The sequence below is a fragment of the Legionella bononiensis genome (genome assembly GCF_016786215.1).
In the GTDB taxonomy this organism is placed as follows: domain Bacteria; phylum Pseudomonadota; class Gammaproteobacteria; order Legionellales; family Legionellaceae; genus Legionella; species Legionella bononiensis.
In genome coordinates this window covers 233,487-251,886 of sequence record NZ_JADOBG010000023.1, presented here as the reverse complement: position 1 = coordinate 251,886, position 18,400 = coordinate 233,487, and the positions used below count along the sequence as shown (strand labels likewise).

Here is an 18,400-nt window from a genome sequence, read left to right as displayed (position 1 = left end):
ATCAGGTTAATGGATTACCTAATTCATGAAGATATAACTTCCCGAACTGATAGGACGCATAATCAGTAATGTGTCCTGCGTCACGATAGATCGGAATTCCATTAATATCCGCTTTGCATCGATTATTTGGGCATTGCACCGTTTTTGGATCAATCACAATTAGTTGTGGGTACTTCAGTTTCATTTCATCAAAAACCACATTAATCCAAAGATCTTTTCTTGAGGTGTATAAATTAAAATTACAGATCTCAGGATTATAGGTCTGATGTAATTTGATGTGACTGTAAAAACAACTTAAGGCATTATTTTGCATTAATGCTGTCGATTTGATTAAAACAGGTTTGGCTCCTGTATCCGTTATCACTTTTAAAGCGGTATCTAACGCAACTTTAAACCGCTGTTTTGAAAGACTCACGGAACGCTTGTCCCCAATCTGATTGATGATGCTGTCGGTTAAATAATTGCTCCAGACTTGCCCAATGATGACATAGTCATAATGATTGTTGCGAATCATACGATAATATTTTTGTGTCTGATCAAAACATTCCTGATACACACTGTTTTTAAATGTCCACCAATCATAAAGAAAAATACCCGGTAACGTGATGCATGAGGAAGTACCCTCAGCCTGGATTGTTATACCGGCATCCTGTCCTAAAGTATCCATTAATCCCCAATAATGATTGGAAAAAGAATCACCGATCATCAAGCCTGATTTACTGTCCACATTTTTAGCGCCTAGTTTGCAGACGCTATCGTAATCCGTCCGTTTATTACTAATACATAACGGCCTTTGGGCACTATTATACTGCTCCAATTGTTTATAAATATGTACCAATTCCTGATCAAAGCGCTGCGGAAATCCCGAGTGATTTTTAATCACCGCCGAACTTAAATGAGTAAAAGCGATGGGCATCAGCAACAAAATGATCACCGTATAATGAAACTGAAGCTGATGATAGCGTCTGGCAGGTTTTTCAATATAACGCCATGATAAATACCCTAACACAAAAGTAAACAGATAGGCTAAAAATAATACCAGAAACGTCTCTGCATTGCCTTGATACCTTAAAAAAGAAAATACAACCCAGTGCCAGATATACAAGGAATAGGACAATACACCGATAAAAACCAAGGGCTTTACCGAAAGAGCTTTCACCAAAAAATGCTCTGAATTATATTTACCCAAGGCAATCAAAAAACCGGTTGCCAGACAAACCGAAAAGGCGTACCCATTAGGATACCCAAGAAGTATCTGATTAAGACTGGCAATATAAAAAATAGTAACCAGGGATAGTATTCCAGCGATTGAGACGATGTGTTTATTCAATGTGACGCGATGCAACGGTATTAAAGCGATACAAGAGCCCAATAAAAATTCAAACATTCTACTGGAGAATAAATAATAGGTTTGTGCGGGAATATTATGAGAACTTCGTAGCGTAATCAGGAAACAAAGAACTGTCAGCAAAAAAACAGCTCGAATAATATTTCTATTGCTCAACATGCGATGCAAACAGAACATGGCTATAGGTAAAATCAAATAACATTGCCATTCAATTGAAAGTGACCAGGTATGCAATAATGGGAGTTGGTGAGTATCGGGTGAAAAATATCCTGTCGTCGTATGATTAAAAAATAAATTGGAAATAAATAAAGACGTTTTACGTGCGCTTCGACTGAATTGTATTAAGTCTTCCGGTAAAAAAAACAGCAAAGATAAAATCGTAGTACATATTATGAGACACACGAAAACAGGTTGAAGGCGCCATAATCTACGATTATAAAAATCAATAAAAGAAAAATTCTGATTATTCAGGGACCCATTGATTATACTTGTAATCAGAAATCCAGAAATAACAAAAAATACATCCACCCCTACAAATCCGGAAGGGAAAAATGCCAGGCCCCCGTGGTAAACCAGGACCAGCAAAATCGCAATAGCTCTTAACCCATCGATATCTGGTCTGTAGTTCATGAATCTGGCTCTTGGGAACAATAACCCGGTAATTTTATCATCTTCAAGCCAATCCATAAACTTTAATTTCTATTATCCTGAATTCGGCGCGCCAGGGAATAATTCCGAGGCAAATTAAATAATTCCAGTATGACTTGCAAATGAGAATGATTATCATTTATATTAATATGTATGTAATAAATTCTGGAGAACCAAATGGCCCTGGCGTATGGAAACTTTCATGAACTCAGTCATCAAATACGTTTTCTACTGTTTGAAATTGGTATTGGCTTGCCTCAAAACAGGATCGATTATTATATTACACTTGCTCATCGAGACGCATTAAAACGCTTACAGCATGCAGCTCTTGCAGAAGGATTAATAGAAGCTCCAATAGCCACCCACCATGTCCATGATTTAATCGACCAATTGCAGGTGAGTTTGAAGAAAACACTGCCCGCAAGTCAGTTTTTTCAATGGAACACTATTCGTGATGAACTGGATGAATCCATTGCCAATGATGCCCTGGCGCAGGCATATAAACAGTGTTGGAACACCCAGATTCGAAATGAAGCAAATGGCTATCACAGCCTTTGGTCCTGGATGAATAAAACCCAAACGGCATATGAGACCTTATTATTTCTTGAGCAATGGGGCTGTACAGGCAACTCCTATCAACCGGCCTTTCGAGCAAAAACGGGATTATCACGACGTGAAGTATTACAAAATTCACCTGAATTTCAGTCTAAAATCAGCATTCACTGGTGCGCATTAAATAAGAATAAAGTGTCTATTCCTGCCCAAGGACTAAAATTTAATGATTTAATAAAACGGGAGTTTCCAACGGAATTTCTTTTATGGCGTGAGCGAGTATTACTTCACCATTTAAATCCCGAGGACTATTATCCACTTCCTGTACATCCCTGGCAGTGGCGCAATCAATTACAAACCAGATGCTCCGCACTGATCGATAATAAATCATTAGTTTTATTGCCACATCACCAGACGTTAATCCCTTCCATGTCATTGGATGCCATGTTACCTCCGGATTGCCCGCGCGCCTTGATTAACCTGACCTCTACGCTCAATACATCCGATTCAAGCACTGCAGACTCATTTGCATTAAAGACACGGAATACTGAAGTCTTTCGCTGGCTCAATTCATTATTAAAGGCCAATTATCACTATAAAAATACGGTTTTTTTAGCCGACGAACTATCAGCGATAGGAGTTAAAGACGATACCCTACCAGACTATGTCCAGAATAAACTTAGCGCCAGTCTACGTCAAAATCCCATCGATTTTTTAAAATCTCATCAAAAAGCGGTACCTTTAACGAGTTTATTTTCTAACTCACCCTTATCCAATACGCCGCTAATTATCGAAATAATTAAAGAAAGCGGCCTAGAACCGTTGAACTATTTAGCGAACTATTGTCGTACTATTTTATTTGGTGCTTTACACCTCATGCTCAAACATGGAGTGATACTTGAAGCACAACACCATCATATTCTGGTGATCTTTGCTGATAACACACCACAAGGACTGATTTATAAAGATCTGGAACAGATTGTTATTGGAGAGCATTTATTCTTTAATGCTGAAGAACAAAGAGGATTACCAATCGACACGAGACTTAATACAGGGAATCTGAATTTGTTAAGTACTCGTTTTATTCAAAACACCCTGCAAAATAATATAAAACTATGGATAGAGGCATTAAATACAGCATGCCAGATTCCAGTTATTCAATTATGGAGCTGCGTACATCAGGTTATCCATTCTTTGTTAAATGAACTGGTTCAGGAATTCAATCCTCACTTAATAGAATGGCTAAAACAACTCTTATTAAACGAGGCATGGCGGCATCAATGTTCATTGACCATGCGTTTAAGTTCCAACTCCTACAAAAATACGAATGTACATGAGGTGAATCCCTTCACTCTTTTAAAGGATTACTGATAGACGATAGACAAAAAGGGAACATAATCTTCCTCTTTATATCCAGAACCGAAGAAAAAGACTCGTGACTTCTCAATAAGTCAGGAGTCCTCAAAATCAACACTGGATACAAGATACATTCCTCAATCACGTGACAGAGGCAGCGGTATTGTATAAACTAGTTCGTACCACTGCCATATGTGATCCAGGATTGCGGATATATATTTGGCGCAATACATACTCTCAACATGCAAATCAATGAGAGTAAATAAAATTATCGTATGACACATGATACTAAAACATATACCCAATGCGTTGACATTGTTTCGGTTAGGGCTAATTGTTCCATTTTTGATGTATTTATATCATCATGAGTACGTTAATGCTTTTTATACATTTATCCTGGCCGGTATTACAGATGGGCTTGACGGTTGGCTAGCCCGCCATTTTAATTGGCAAAGTTTTTTTGGTTCCTTCGTTGATCCCCTGGCTGATAAATTATTAGTTGCCTCAAGTTTTATCTCGTTAGCGCTCATCGGCTCTTTACCCTGGTGGTTAGTAATCCTGGTATTCCTTAGAGATTTTACTATCTCCATGGGGGTACTTGCCTGGTATTGGTTCATTCAACGCAAGCTTGATTTTGAACCTACTTTATTAAGTAAATTTAATACCACCTTTCAACTCATTCTGGTTACCTTATGCTTATTTGAATTAGCGTACTTTAAATTCTCTCTTTATTTAGTTGACGTATTAATTTACTTAACCGCTTTTACCACAGCAACCACTTATCTTGATTATATCTGGACCTGGGGTAAGAAAGCCTGGCCCAAAAAAGAACGACCACAATGAACAAGCAATTGGCTTTAGCAATAAAACTAAATGATGAAGCGACTCTAGCCGATTTTAATTGGGCAAATAATGGTCTATTACAGCAACAATTAAAAAATATGCTGACCCTGAAAGAAGATCGATTACTTTATCTCTGGGGACCAAAAGGCAGTGGAAAATCCCATCTGCTCCAAGCCTGTTGTCAATCCGTCAATTTAAAACAATCAGCAATGTATCTTCCCTTGACGCTTCTTAAAGACTGGGGGCCGCAAACGATAGAGGGTCTGGAAGAGCAGGATTTAGTTTGTATTGATGATATAGATGCCATTGCAAATAACTCCGCCTGGGAAGAGGCATTATTTCATCTTTATAATAGAATAAAAGACATGGAAAAAGGATTATTGATCATTTCCGGAAATCTGCCACCAGCAAAAAGTACTATTAATCTGGCCGATCTTCGTTCCCGACTTGCCTGGGGATTAGTTATTCAACTAAATGAATTAAGCGATGAAGAAAAAATTAATACGCTTAAATTACATGCCCTTAAACGAGGAATTGATTTACCTGAAAGTGTAGGGCAATTCCTACTAAACCGCTGTTCGCGTAATATGCATGATTTACATCAACTGCTTAATCGTCTGGACGATGCATCCCTGGCAGCTCATCGCAAAATTACCATCCCCTTTGTTAAAGACACTTTAAATATTTGAAACACGTTTTCATACATTTGACAACGCCCAAATTCGGTCTATAAATAATAGAGTTGGTTAGTTTTTATCCGCTCTTCGCCCAAAATTAATTTATGGATAAATTGATGCGAAAAAGTGAGTCGGGATGTTCAATGGAGAGAACAATGAAAACTCAAGATGTGATAGCAATTGATTCCTATGTAGTTGAAACTCAGAATACTACGCCAGTGCAAATAAGTAATGAGTTATATCGTTTTCTTGCGAAGTCGTATCACCTTGCTGATCATGATGAATTTGAGCGTTTAATTTTACAACCTGAAACTGATGGTGAAGTAACCGTACTTTACGGAATGAATCAGGAAATTGCAGGATTTTCACGTACCTACAGACAAGGTGTTGATCTGAGTAAAAAACAAGCCATAGTCTACTCCGCTTATATTTACCTTAGTCCACATTATAAAGTACGCCCAACTATAGAGAGCGCAGGTCTGACTCAGGCAATAAAAGAAAAGCTGGAGAATCCTCAGGAAGAAATTATCTATCTGGCGTTTGCAAATAATCCGCTAACTTATGATTTTATTTATCAACTGAGTGATTCAATTTATCCCAAACCGTCTCAAAGAGTTCCTGAGCAAATACTTAACCTGATTAATGCATTCAAGAAACAGTACGGTTGGGTTGCAACCAATTCTCATCCTCTGGTGATTAACTCTCCGTTGGTCCCCCTTAGAAGTCAAAGCAATTTCACGATTGATGAAACAGATGAACTGCATGAATTTTTCTTATCTACAAACCCTGATTATTTACAGGGAAATTCATTATTAGTCTACATGCCGCTGCATTTAGCAAACATCAATTATGGTCTGGGTCGCCTCGACTCTAATTGTGACTACAACCAGAAGCTTTATCATAATCCATCTCAGTATTGTCACTCTCCTGTATTGAAGAGTTAAGATGAAATGAGTAAATATTATTACTGGTTTTAATGACCGGTGATTTACCTTCTTTAGCACTTGAGGATTCCTCGGGTTTACAGGTTTCCTTAAGTGCTGAACTGCTCCTGTTTTGTTGCAATTCAGATACCTCAGTGATTAAAGCCTTGGTACTTGATACATGTTTCTGTAAATTCTCCAGTTTTCTCTCTTGATTTGCCAGGTTTTCAGAATCACATAATTTCTCAATATTTTCTTCGTCAAGACCAAACCAGGTACTAATAAGTTTTTTTACACCAACACGTTCTACATTCCAATAAAGACAAAATGCAGCTAAACCAATACCTATACCAAACAAAACAATCGGAAAAAAAGCAGGTGTCACCGCGGTCATAAACAAACTCAAAACAAATACAGCAACTGATTGGCCTGCAAAATATCCACTACCAAAAAATAATAACCCAGCCACCCAGGAAACAACGGTTTCGGCTACTTTCATATTCTCGCTGTTCAATGCTTTTTCAAATTGCTTACTCGCCTGTGCTACAGCCTTTAACCGCGTTTGCAACATGGAAATGGTGAGTTCATAAGTTTCTAATTCTTGCGAGGTCAATTGTGCCAGGTTATATGATTCGATTGTTCTTCTAATCGCTTTAATCTCATCCATTTGTGATAGATAGATATCTAATAATTTAGGTGCATCTCTTAATTTTACACCTAAATTCTGAGATACCTGGACAAGATCAAATCCATAAAAAACGACAATTGATAAAGCAGAAAAAACAACGCCAACAGCAAGTATGGCTATAGAAGGAAATGATAATACCGACATTAAAGAGGCAATACTATCAAAGCCTTCACAGGCTGCTAATAAAGTCCCGGCAATTGCCAAAAGAATAAATTTGTTTTGATTACTTGATGAGGCGGGAGGGTCCATCTTTTTTACGTAGGAATTAGTTCCAGGCATGGCAGCCAACAAATCTTTTAATAATTCCGCTCGCAATGAAGCCAGGATAAAATCAATTTTTTCTTTATTACTTTTAGAAATAGTCTCAGGGATATTGATTTCATCAGCTAACCAGCGAATCAATTGTACAGCCTCCACTGGCGAAACCAAATGCTCTGGGCTTACCGCTTCAGGGCCATAAGAAGCTATAAATTCCTTCATTAAGTTCTGAGAATTTTCACTTAATTCAACCTGTACCCCCATCCCCGCTCCTTACTCTTTTAAATGTGAAATTTTAATAAGAGGTAGTATTAATTGATATTGCCTTCAAGTGACACCCCACTAATGATGATATTTTAACCAATTATAATTAAATAAACATTAAGTGAGCAGTATAATAACAACTTATTGGCGTAATTTGAATTTAATATGCCCCAATACAGGCTATAGAATAGGGTTCTTTTATTGAGTTGTTATTTTTAGAAGTATAACGACCGGAATACCGCGGACAAATCCGCGGCAAGTCAGGTGTGTGGAGAGCGAACTGTCACGCCTCTAGTGGCTGGGTATATACGTAGTAGAAAATTCAACTGATTCAATTTCATGTTTCAAACTTGTGCTGTTTGTAGCAATATATCGGCTTAAACGTGGTGATAGGAACCACATAAACAACGCGATTATGAACGTTACGATACCAATACAGGCAAATACATTAGTATAAATAAAAAGTGACTCAACACCAGGTTTAATATGCTCAGGAAGCGCGGTATATGAAGCCACGTAAGCCCCGATAAATCCCGCGACTGAAGAGGTCAAAAACCACATGCCCATCACAAAACCAACGATTTGCGTAGGCACCAGCTCGGCAACCATAGCCACCCCAAGAGCCGATACCAGTAACTCACCAAGACTTTGAAATAAATAACTAAAAATGAGCCACCATGAAGATACCATGCCATTTCCCGTATAAAAATAACGGGCAAAATAGAGCATTAAAAAGCTGACGGCGCACATAGTCATTCCCAACGCAAATTTGTAAGGGATTGAAAACAAGATTCCCTTTCGATGCAATTTGCCATAAACATAAGCTAAAACCGGGCTCATCAATACAATCCAAATGGGGTTAAGTGCCTGAAAACTTTGAGCATCAAAAGTGATTCCCATAACATTTGGAATCACATTATTTACTGCAAATAAATTGAGGGATGTTGGCATTTGTTGGTATAAAGTAAAGAATATGACTGCCTCTACCATTAAAGCAAGAGCGACTAACATTTTCATGAATGTGGCTCGATTTTCTTTTCTCATCATCAAACCATATGCTGCAACGACCAGTATAGTGATACACCACAACAAATTTTTGGCAAGCATCACATGTTGGAGTAAATAAGCGGCTATCTCAGTGAACAGTAAAACTCCCATAAGGATTAAGAACCAATGCCAAAGGGTAATCTTACGCATATCAGCTTCAGTATTTATATGAGAAACATGATGATGTTGAAACCAATAATTAGCGAGCCCCAAAACCAGGCCTATAGCACTGATGAAGTAGGCATAGGAATAGCCATATCGACTGGAAATGGTAGGTCCTGCAATCAAAGCAACCATGCTGCCTAAATTAATAGCCATATAATAAAGGGTGAATCCACCATGTAAACGAGGGTCATTCTCCTCATAACATTTTGAAAGTAAATTGGATGGATTTGCTTTAAACAAACCGTTACCCACACAAATCAATCCCAAGGCTAGAAAAACATGCTCTTTATCAGTAAATGCCAGAGAAAAATATCCCGCTACCAGGACAACCAACCCCAGCACGATTGTTCTTTTGGTACCAAGAACTCTGTCCCCCATATATCCGCCGATAACAACCATGCCGTAAACCAAGGCAGAAAAGGCTCCGAACGTATAGTAAGAAACCATATCGCTGTAACCTAAATATCGGATGAAATAGAGGGTGAGAATGCCCTGGACTGTATAAAATCCAAATCTCTCCCACAATTCCAACATAAAAATCATGTGAAAAGCACGCGGTTGTTCACGAAATAAATTCAACATGAATTTTTATTCCTTAAGGAGGGTAAATTTTTAAATTATAGGAATTTTTTACTTTTTGCAACGGAGTTTCAAAGATAAATTTAATTAGATATGACTTACAAAGAAAACCGAGGGCGAGGCAAAAAAAATTTATAATGAGGAAGTTTAGAAAAACTAAATTATCAAAAAAAATTCTTTAAAACAAAGAGACATGGGGTTTTCGTAAGTCCTTTTAGGTTAAGGATGTTCTCCAACGGCTTCACTTTCCCCTTCATCTTCCCTGTCGTCAACTTCTGCTTGCGCGATCACTTCAGGCTCTGGCTTTGGTTTTGGTTTTGCAATTAAAAAATCAGTATCCAGTTCAGACTCGTTAGTCACTTCATGAGGGTGTGTATGTAAATGCTCTGAATATTCTATAGCGGCTTTCTTTCCCATTAGACCAACCAAAACAAGGGCAGTAGAATCTACTTGATGAATCGTTTCACCCTGCTCGGGCTCCAGATGTTGAGAAGCTGTATGGTGATTACTTTCGATATCAGAAGCAGCTTCATCAAGAAGTTCTCCATGAGTAACCTGGCTCATGTTCGATTGACTATCAGAAGCAATTACATTAGATACTGCTAGTTTTAATCCCGATGAATTCTCCATTACAGCCTCTTTTTGCTCATTCAACGTATTGTCATGAGCCAAATCTTCTTTAGATTCCGGTTCAACCGACTCTTTGGACGATGTAAATTGATTCATTAACCAATTGCCAAAATGTTTAACTACCGGCGTCAATAATCTTCCAGTAAGATAAACGCCACCTGCAATTGCGGCTCCTGCAAGTATCCATCCACCTACAGGAGGAAAAAATAATGTCACCACAAGTCCAATGATGGATAATGATGTTAAACCAACACCAATACTTTTATCAAAAACACGCATCATACCGACGCGATCGATTTTTTGTTCTAGATGCAACTCTTTATTTTTCAATTCATAAATCAATGATTTTTGTGACTCGTAGCGCTCTTCTAACCCCTTAATTTCCAATGCAATAAATTCATCTCCGGTGGATGTAGCCAATTTATGTTCCAATTCTTTAGCGTCATCCTGAAGCAATTTCATGAGTTCTTCTGCTTTAGCAATTTCTCCTTGTATAAATTTTCGTTCCTTACCCAATTGATAACGAGTATTAAGGGTTCGAGCTAATAAAAAGGTACCAAAAACCAAACCAGTTCCCGCTCCGATAAAAGCGATTACTGGAGCGGTCACGGGAGCAGCCAAGGCAGTTATGGTGAGGCCTAAAAGAAAAGCGGAATAAATCCATCTGGCGTTATTACTCAATTTAAAGGGTATTTTTTCATCTAAAAGATACGCTGCAAGATAGATTAAAGGGATACGCACAAAATCAATGGCCGCCATGACAAGCACAGCATAATGAAATCCGTGCGCAATCGATTCATTACCAAATGAATCATTCACATTGCTGACACGCTCACCTATCCTTATTGCTGTATCCGCTGCATCATCAACTTTTAGCGAAATCTTTGATAACCAGGGAATACGCGCTGCCGCCGCCCTGAGCAATGATTTTTTCGTTAGAGGCACCAATTGGTAGTCAATAGGAGTTTGCATAGCCTTTAAAAGCTCAATGGCCCTGGCTTTATCCAGTTCATCTTCTTTTACATCATTATCAAGTCCCATATTCCTACTCAACAAATGAAGCATCTTTATAATTAATATAACAATTAATTCTTAAGAAAAGATGACGTCCCTTTTTCTTCCTTGGAAATTTTCATTAAAATCAGCTATATTTTCAAATATAATAAATAAAAAAAAATCACGATGGTTAAAAAAGCCCTTTATCTAGCAGGTGGTGGTGCCCGAGGCGCATATCAGGCAGGCGTTCTTAAAGCTATCGGTCATATACTGCAAACAAAAACACTTCCCTTTGATATGGTGAGCGGAGTTAGTGTCGGCAGTATCAATGCGGCCGTACTTGTAGAAAATGCAGATGACTTTCCTGCCGGACTGGATAAACTCGAATCTATATGGGGCGAAATTCATTGCCAACAAATCTATAAAGCCAGTAATTATGAATTAGGCAAATCGGTAATGCGGAACCTGAGCACCTTGATAATAAAACAACGCCAGGCAGGCCACCTGCTGGATACTTCCCCATTGAGACAATTTCTTGATGAGACTATAGATTTCTCTCGTATTGGACAAAATATTGCCGCGGGCCATCTGGATACCTTCGAGGTATTAACCGCACGCTATGAAACGCACCAAACCATTTCGTTTTATGATCATTATCAACCTGAATTTGAAGATTGGAATTATCCACGCCACAGCAGCCAACGAGCCACGATTAACGCCCAGCATATTCTAGCATCCAGTGCTTTGCCTCTATTCTTTCCTCCGATTCATCTTGATGGATTTCATTACGGTGATGGAAGCGTGGGACTTGGTACTCCTCTTAGAGGAGCGATACGATCTCATGTCGATAGAATCATGATCTTGGGAACTAGAGAATTACCTGAATTCACCGATCCGGAAACGCTACGAAACGGCGATATTGCCTTTGCTCATATCCTGGGAAATATGATGAATGGGTTGTTCCTGGACAATCTTGATCGAGATATTGAGATGGTCAATCGTATGAATGAAATAGCAACTCTTCTATCTATGTGGAAAAAACGCCGATCACCATGGCGGCCAATAACAACCCTGCATCTTCGCCCGAGCAGAGACATGGCCTCAGTAGCACAAGAACACTTTCAAAGCATGCCGGCTTTGCTACGCTACCTGCTAAATATTCTGGGTGCAAAGAGTCATTCAGGTGATTTATTGAGCTTTTTACTTTTTGAAAAGGAATTTACCCGCGTCCTGCTTGAATTAGGTTATCAGGACACGATTGCATCTGCTGATGAAGTGACGGCATTTTTTGATTAATCAGGACGCAAAAATTCTATGACCGCTGCTGTTGATGGCTTCACTTCATTCCAGATATAAAAAGCCTCTGCGGCCTGCTCAACCAACATACCCAAACCATCAACAGCCAGACAACCAAAAGCTCTTGCATAACGCACAAAGGGAGTCATGCCCTTTTGATTATAAGCCAGGTCATAGCACAAGGGCCTGGATCTCATGATCTCTTCTGGCAAAGACAGTACATGCCCCTCAAGGCTTGCCGAAGTTGCATTTAGAATCAAATCAAAATCCCCATGCACCAGATCGAGACCAGTAATTTTGATTTGCGGAAAAGCCTTCTGAAGTTCTTTAGCTTTTTCGACGGTACGATTGGCAACAGTTAATGAATCAGGTTTCATTTCCAATAAAGGATAAAGAATACCTCGGGTCGCCCCCCCAGAACCTAGAATTAATATATTTTTATTCCGGAGTTCGAACATACGCGTTAAATCACAAATCAGACCTATTCCATCAGTATTATCCGCATACAGAACAGCATCCTTCATCCATAAGGTATTCGCAGCGCCCGCTAAGGTACAACGAGGAGTATGTACTCTTGCCAACTCAAACGCTCTTTTTTTATAAGGCAGAGTCACATTAAGACCTTTACCTCCCTGGTTAAAGAACTCGAGTACCTGGTGTTCAAATGAATGATCATCTCCTTTTATTTTTTCATAAGTCAAAGGGAGATTCATTTGTTGCGCAAATTGTTGGTGTATCAATGGCGATAAGCTATGCTCGACTGGATTTCCTATGACTGCAAAACGTTGAACCATTTTTGGACCTTATAGTACTGATTATTCACATTAAACTTCTAGATCGCCGAATGATTTGATTATGCACCAATTAAATTGGACTATTAATAACAAGACAAAAATAATAACTCAAAAACAGTTTCGACGTATCGCAGCTTGTCATCCTCGCGAATGCGGGAATCCATGCACCAATGTAGCACAATGCCACATTGGTGCATGGATCCCCGCATTCGCGAGGATGACGTATAAATAGTAAGGAGCGATGAATAACACGCCACGCCACGCCACGCCACAAAAGGATTATAGAACAATTGCCAACAGCCCCTAGTACTCTAGTGATAAATAATAGTACCCTTCGGCACCTTTTTTGTTAAGGCTTGCCAAAAGGAAAAAATATTAAAAACCCGATGCTGAATGACTATCGGCTGATAATCGGTGTTCTTCTTGGACCTGAACTTCTTTCTTGTCGTTCACCTTAAAAAATACAACATTATCGTGATGTCGCCTCACCGTAGATCGGTGCGCGATACTAATGATTGTGGTTTTAGGAAGAAGTTCCTTGAGACGGCAATAAACTTGCTCTTCTACTTCTTCATCCAAAGAAGCCGTAGCTTCATCCAAAAATATCCAGTCAGGCTTCCTTAATAATACACGAGCAAAAGCGATTCGTTGTTGCTCACCCAATGATTTAAAGCCAACTTGTTTGTCTAATTTGTCTGCTAGAGCGCCCATATTGACGGCTTTTAATGCTGAAATTAATTCATTATCAGAATATGAACAGTTAGCATCAGGATAGGCGAGTACTTTTCTTAAAGTATCATTGGGAAGAGTGGGTTTTTGCGGTAAAAAATAAACAGATTCCAGACTTCCGGGAATAATTATTTCTCCCTCCCCAGATAACCAGGTACCTGCTATTGCTTTAAAAAGACTGCTTTTTCCAGCCCCGGAAGGTGCTTGAATCAAGGTATGAACGCCTGGGGTAAAATGTAAATCAAGACCCTTTATGACTAACTCATTACTCCCGTGTAAATTAAGCTCCAGTTTTTTTACTACAAGAGTGTTATCATGATGCGCTACAGTACGAATAATTTTTCTAGTGGATTCACCCGCATTATTTTTATCCAGAGCATTCTGCAAGGTTATAATACGGCTCAAGCTGGTCTGGAATTTATTAATCGTCTCAAAAGAGTTGATGAACCAGTTTAACGAACGCGTCATCATGGAAAAATAATATCCTACAGAATAGAATACATCCAGGGAGATCAGATCCGCAAAATATAAAGGTGCTGCGGCTATAATAGGGACAATGACTTGAAATGTTCCATTAAATACATTAAACGATGTTGTATCATTTTGAATCGATAGGCGTTTTGCTGTTTTTTTATTTAATTCATCTACCTCTTTTTCCAGTCGGTTTTGGTAATACTGCTCCGCATGTTCAATTGCTATCTCCTCGGAAAACATTTTAATATGCTGTAAATCAGCTCGTAAATTGGACTGCGCAATCGTTTCTTCATTGGTCGATTCACGTAATGACCTATTGATAAAATAACCAATGAGAGAAGTTACAATACCCACTCCCAGGGCCACAAACACTAAAAATCCGGGAATCACTATAGTACTCCCCAAGAGCACAAAAGATAGTGTTCCGCCGGCTAAACTTAAAAGTAGTGTATAAACAACAAGATTGGAAAAACTATCGATAAATCCTAAAAATAAATCCAGTGAAGATTCAACCACTTTATCAATATCTTCTTGAATACGCTGTTCCGGATTATCAATATCATTATAGATTCGTGAGATTTCCAGATAGTTCGTCTTATTACTCAAGTATTGATTAATCATTTTTTTAGTGAGCCAGGAGCGCCAACTAACATACAATTCATTTTTTAAATAATTCGCTAAATAGTTAAATCCAGCCATCGCACCAGATATTAAAAGACCAGCCCCTAATCCTAATAACAGAAGTGCGGTATCTTTAACGATAAATGCGGCGTAAATAAAGGGGAAAAACCAACCTCCTAATACAAATCCAAGACCAATCATTGCTAAAGTACTAAGAACACAACCAGAAAATAAAGCCCACGCCTTCCATTTTTTATTTGAATTAAGAAAATAGTCGGATAAAAGTTGATAAGATTTTTTGAAATATGAGGGTTCTGAAGAAGTTGGACGAGTCATTTGGAAGTAGTTCTGTGTTTAAAAATATGGCCTAATATAATTCATGGGCAATAAATGATCAACATGGGTAGATATAAAATAGCCTCGGAAACAGAAAAATTGGAGCGAAAGTACCTGATGAGTCCCCAATTTAGATCCATCAGTGAGATAAGATTCTCTGCATCGTCTCTGATCAATTCAATAGTATAAAACCAACAGTTGATAGTTCTTTCCTTACAACGATATCAATAAATACGTAATATGGATGGGGTATGTGGCGATCCTCCCCTGTAGAGATCAACCAAGCGCCTAAACAGAACCCCATGATTGACCTAAATTTGAACAAAACCCTGCGAAAGCCTATTATTAATAATACTATGTTTACGAAGGTTGATTTAAACCATGTCCAGTAAAATGAATCTACCTAATCAACAAGAATTACTTTATCAGTTGATCACCAGCGAAGAACGTTATCAAAATTTCATGAATGCGACTACAGATGCCATTTTTGTACATAATTTAAATGGAGTTATTCTGGATGTTAATAATGAAGCATGCATCACTTTAGGTTATTCTCGTAAAGAACTCATTAATTCTTATGCTTGGGAAATTGAGATTGCCATTAATAAAGACACCATAAAGAAAAATATAGTAAAACTGTCTTATGGACCTTTAAATTTAGAAGGTCTGCACAGAAGAAAAGATGGAACAACCTTTCCTGTAGATGTTCGATTAAGCATGTTTAGTACGATGGGTGAACAATTTGTACTGGCTATCGTTAGAGATATATCAGCGCAGAAACGTGCAGAAGCGACTATAAGAAAATTAACTCGTGCTTTAGACCAAAGTCCCGTATTAATTATAATAACTGATAAGGCAGGCACTATTGATTACGTTAATGAGCGGTTTATTGAGAAAACAGGTTATGATTATTACGAAATTATCGGCCAAAACTTCCTAACGTTACAATCAGAAAAAACTCCCATAAAACATTTTAAATCAGTTATAGAACATTTAAACAAAGGGAACGAATGGCATGGCAAAATCTTAATCAAAAATAAAAAGAGAAAATATCTGCAGTTCACAGTAATTTTTTCACCATTACGTGATGAAACGAGTAAAGAGATTATTCAATATTTAATAATAATGGAAGAAATTTCCAAGAAGACGGTTTAAGCACACCTAAGTATGAGTTATTCCCTCATAATGTATAACGCCAAAAATGTATTCATTTAAGTCATAGAACAGATTAATCAATTATTGAAAATAATGATCAATTTATGTAGACATCAGTCAAAACCTTTGTTAAAGATATACCAGATTTATGTCAGTTTACTCAGTCAGAGGCATAAATCACGTAATTAACCATCTAATGGTGAAAGTACAGGAGGACTTCATTTTTTCTTAAGTATTTTATGCATATAATCTAATTATTGATCAAATCGAATATTTAAACGGAGTAGCCTGATGGCATTAAGCGATAAGATAAAACTTGAGAGTTATAACTCTCTGGTGCGTGTATACGAAGGTCGATTAAATGAAACAGACAAACAGCTACTGAGTCTCATTAATGATTTTGCCGCTGATGATGATATAGCTTTACATCTTCAAGGTGTGACTATTACTGATTATTTAATTGATCAAATTAAAGAGGCTAAATCAGAACAATATGATGATATTTCTGAAGTATCCAACCTGATTTACGGATTAGTTCTGAATCGGATGGAAACCCATTCGCAATCCAATAGAAATAGACACCGAAATCAGGGGCGTTTTGATCAATCAGGACTTCATCTTCGATCCGCTAGAGATCAGTTACAAGATCATGATATGACTTTGTTGATGCCCAATTCGACTGGCAATATTTCAGTAATGGCAGTACTCAATCGCTATGATCCAAGTTCAGCATTGGCTATTCAAGATGTACTGGCCAGCGAACTATTCAACGAAAACATTCAACACATTATCATCCCCGTTGGCCCAGGCCATTGGCGTGGCGTGTATTTAACAAAACCAACAGAAGATGAAGTATTTTACGAACTTGAATTATTTGACCCTTATGGCCCTTCTGGCGCATCAGCAATCAAAGACTATACACTGAAATTGTTGGAGCAATGTGGTTTAAACAAGGAATTAATCCGCATCAAATATTCTGGTCCCAAGCACCCCCAGGGAGATGCCTATTCCTGTGGTGATTTTACTTGCGCACACAGCCACAAAAAAATGCAAGAACTAGGGGCCCCTACAGGCTCTTATAATCAAAATTTAATTACAACTCTTGATAATTTAGGAAATAAAGATGATGTACTCAGAATGGCCACTCGTGATGAGATTCAGCGAAAGCTGGAAGGTCCAAGAGTTATTCATCCACCTATAGACCCTCGTGTATCTTCAGGCGTAACGATTAAAAATCCGGAACAGACTGAATCACCTGTTTTACCCATATCGACCAATTCATCAGATGCTCTTATTACACCGGTTACCCAGGGTACTTCAGCTGTAACTCAGGCGGATACTCCTGCAAATAGCTCAGTACTACCTGTAGTTGATCAGGAAAAAAATACAGATGTGATCAAAGCAAGTATTAACGATGGTCAACCTCCGCTTGAAATTAATAAGGATCATGTAAGAGTTACTTCTGATTCAGATGATAAAATAACCCAGACCACTAATCTGTCTTCTGGTGCTCGAATTGGCATTGAAGCAGGCAGCATAGCAGGTTCCACTGGAATCGGAGCACTGATTGGCGGACTTATTGGCTTTTTTGTCTTACCAGTAGTTGGTGCTCTGGTTGGTTCGTTGGTGGGTGCCGGTATTGGCGTATTGTTATCTTCTGCAGCAGTAGGTTTAGGTCGCCTTTTTTGGAGTGCTGATAAGATCATCCCCCAAGAGCCTTCATTAAAATCAGAGGGTACCGAAACATCAGCCTCCAAATCCAACACCAGATCCTATTCAATTAAAGATCACTCAAAACAGGATCATGCACAGGATCAGGAACCTATGTTCAGTCCTCCACTATTCAGAACAGCTTCGCCCCAAATTTCTGGGGAACAGGATGCTACTGTAGAAATTAGGCCAGAAGGACCAAAATAACGAATGTTCAAAAGGCTCAACTGATGATTTTCAATTGAGCCAATATACCTCCCGGTAAGCCTCACTGCCATTAAGTTAAGGAGATTAACTAGTGTTCGTAGCCC

The 18,400-nt window shown here is 38.4% G+C and carries 13 protein-coding genes; 7 read left to right on the top strand and 6 right to left on the bottom strand.

The features are described from left to right. Position 1 precedes the first annotated feature (1 nt). On the bottom strand, positions 2-1,978 hold the full coding sequence (locus tag IZU94_RS17795; protein WP_203113845.1) for an acyltransferase family protein: 1,977 nt from the start codon (positions 1,976-1,978) through the stop codon (positions 2-4). 195 nt (positions 1,979-2,173) lie between these two features. Between IZU94_RS17795 and IZU94_RS17790 the strand changes: the two genes are divergently transcribed. From IZU94_RS17790 to IZU94_RS17775, 4 genes are all read left to right on the top strand, one after another. Then, positions 2,174-3,919: an IucA/IucC family protein gene (locus tag IZU94_RS17790; protein WP_203113789.1), complete on the top strand. Its 1,746-nt coding sequence runs from the start codon at positions 2,174-2,176 to the stop codon at positions 3,917-3,919. 267 nt (positions 3,920-4,186) lie between these two features. Next, the gene (locus IZU94_RS17785; RefSeq protein WP_203113788.1) at positions 4,187-4,747 is read left to right on the top strand and encodes a CDP-alcohol phosphatidyltransferase family protein; all 561 of its coding nucleotides are present in this window, start codon (positions 4,187-4,189) and stop codon (positions 4,745-4,747) included. Beyond that, positions 4,744-5,436 carry a DnaA regulatory inactivator Hda gene (hda, locus tag IZU94_RS17780; RefSeq protein WP_203113787.1) on the top strand — a complete coding sequence of 231 codons (693 nt, stop codon included), beginning with the start codon at positions 4,744-4,746 and terminating at the stop codon, positions 5,434-5,436. The genes IZU94_RS17785 and hda overlap by 4 nt, the downstream gene beginning before the upstream one ends. A 143-nt stretch (positions 5,437-5,579) precedes the next feature. Next, a complete protein-coding gene (locus IZU94_RS17775) occupies positions 5,580-6,368 on the top strand; it encodes a hypothetical protein (protein WP_203113786.1) in 789 nt (262 codons plus the stop codon). Here IZU94_RS17775 and IZU94_RS17770 read toward each other — a convergent pair. The 3 genes from IZU94_RS17770 to IZU94_RS17760 form a co-directional block, all read right to left on the bottom strand. After that, the gene (locus tag IZU94_RS17770) at positions 6,295-7,557 is read right to left on the bottom strand and encodes a TraB/GumN family protein (RefSeq protein WP_203113785.1); all 1,263 of its coding nucleotides are present in this window, start codon (positions 7,555-7,557) and stop codon (positions 6,295-6,297) included. The two genes, IZU94_RS17775 and IZU94_RS17770, sit on opposite strands and share 74 nt — an antisense overlap. 291 nt (positions 7,558-7,848) lie before the next feature. Further along, positions 7,849-9,351, bottom strand: coding sequence for an oligopeptide:H+ symporter (locus IZU94_RS17765; protein ID WP_203113784.1), 1,503 nt, complete (start codon positions 9,349-9,351; stop codon positions 7,849-7,851). 216 nt (positions 9,352-9,567) lie between these two features. Next, positions 9,568-11,019, bottom strand: coding sequence for a hypothetical protein (locus IZU94_RS17760; protein ID WP_203113783.1), 1,452 nt, complete (start codon positions 11,017-11,019; stop codon positions 9,568-9,570). 141 nt (positions 11,020-11,160) lie between these two features. On the opposite strand from IZU94_RS17760, the gene IZU94_RS17755 reads away from it, so the two are divergent. Continuing rightward, positions 11,161-12,270: a patatin-like phospholipase family protein gene (locus IZU94_RS17755; protein ID WP_203113782.1), complete on the top strand. Its 1,110-nt coding sequence runs from the start codon at positions 11,161-11,163 to the stop codon at positions 12,268-12,270. Here IZU94_RS17755 and aroE read toward each other — a convergent pair. Beyond that, positions 12,267-13,064 carry a shikimate dehydrogenase gene (aroE, locus tag IZU94_RS17750; RefSeq protein ID WP_203113781.1) on the bottom strand — a complete coding sequence of 266 codons (798 nt, stop codon included), beginning with the start codon at positions 13,062-13,064 and terminating at the stop codon, positions 12,267-12,269. The two genes, IZU94_RS17755 and aroE, sit on opposite strands and share 4 nt — an antisense overlap. Positions 13,065-13,439: 375 nt before the next feature. Beyond that, positions 13,440-15,224 (bottom strand): ABC transporter ATP-binding protein/permease, encoded by a 1,785-nt coding sequence (locus IZU94_RS17745; protein WP_203113780.1) that lies wholly within the window; start codon positions 15,222-15,224, stop codon positions 13,440-13,442. A gap of 381 nt (positions 15,225-15,605) precedes the next feature. On the opposite strand from IZU94_RS17745, the gene IZU94_RS17740 reads away from it, so the two are divergent. Together IZU94_RS17740 and IZU94_RS18385 are read left to right on the top strand one after the other, a co-directional pair. Next, positions 15,606-16,379 (top strand): PAS domain-containing protein, encoded by a 774-nt coding sequence (locus IZU94_RS17740; protein WP_203113779.1) that lies wholly within the window; start codon positions 15,606-15,608, stop codon positions 16,377-16,379. 291 nt (positions 16,380-16,670) lie between these two features. Next, positions 16,671-18,296: a DUF456 domain-containing protein gene (locus tag IZU94_RS18385; RefSeq protein ID WP_203113778.1), complete on the top strand. Its 1,626-nt coding sequence runs from the start codon at positions 16,671-16,673 to the stop codon at positions 18,294-18,296. Positions 18,297-18,400: the final 104 nt, after the last annotated feature.

Bases quoted from the DNA above. Each gene is read 5' to 3' on its own strand.
- IZU94_RS17795 (WP_203113845.1), bottom strand. From the start codon at position 1,978: ATGAACTACAGACCAGATATCGATGGGTTAAGAGCTATTGCGATTTTG.
- IZU94_RS17790 (WP_203113789.1), top strand. From the start codon at position 2,174: ATGGCCCTGGCGTATGGAAACTTTCATGAACTCAGTCATCAAATACGT.
- IZU94_RS17785 (WP_203113788.1), top strand. From the start codon at position 4,187: ATGATACTAAAACATATACCCAATGCGTTGACATTGTTTCGGTTAGGG.
- hda (WP_203113787.1), top strand. From the start codon at position 4,744: ATGAACAAGCAATTGGCTTTAGCAATAAAACTAAATGATGAAGCGACT.
- IZU94_RS17775 (WP_203113786.1), top strand. From the start codon at position 5,580: ATGAAAACTCAAGATGTGATAGCAATTGATTCCTATGTAGTTGAAACT.
- IZU94_RS17770 (WP_203113785.1), bottom strand. From the start codon at position 7,557: ATGGGGGTACAGGTTGAATTAAGTGAAAATTCTCAGAACTTAATGAAG.
- IZU94_RS17765 (WP_203113784.1), bottom strand. From the start codon at position 9,351: ATGTTGAATTTATTTCGTGAACAACCGCGTGCTTTTCACATGATTTTT.
- IZU94_RS17760 (WP_203113783.1), bottom strand. From the start codon at position 11,019: ATGGGACTTGATAATGATGTAAAAGAAGATGAACTGGATAAAGCCAGG.
- IZU94_RS17755 (WP_203113782.1), top strand. From the start codon at position 11,161: ATGGTTAAAAAAGCCCTTTATCTAGCAGGTGGTGGTGCCCGAGGCGCA.
- aroE (WP_203113781.1), bottom strand. From the start codon at position 13,064: ATGGTTCAACGTTTTGCAGTCATAGGAAATCCAGTCGAGCATAGCTTA.
- IZU94_RS17745 (WP_203113780.1), bottom strand. From the start codon at position 15,224: ATGACTCGTCCAACTTCTTCAGAACCCTCATATTTCAAAAAATCTTAT.
- IZU94_RS17740 (WP_203113779.1), top strand. From the start codon at position 15,606: ATGTCCAGTAAAATGAATCTACCTAATCAACAAGAATTACTTTATCAG.
- IZU94_RS18385 (WP_203113778.1), top strand. From the start codon at position 16,671: ATGGCATTAAGCGATAAGATAAAACTTGAGAGTTATAACTCTCTGGTG.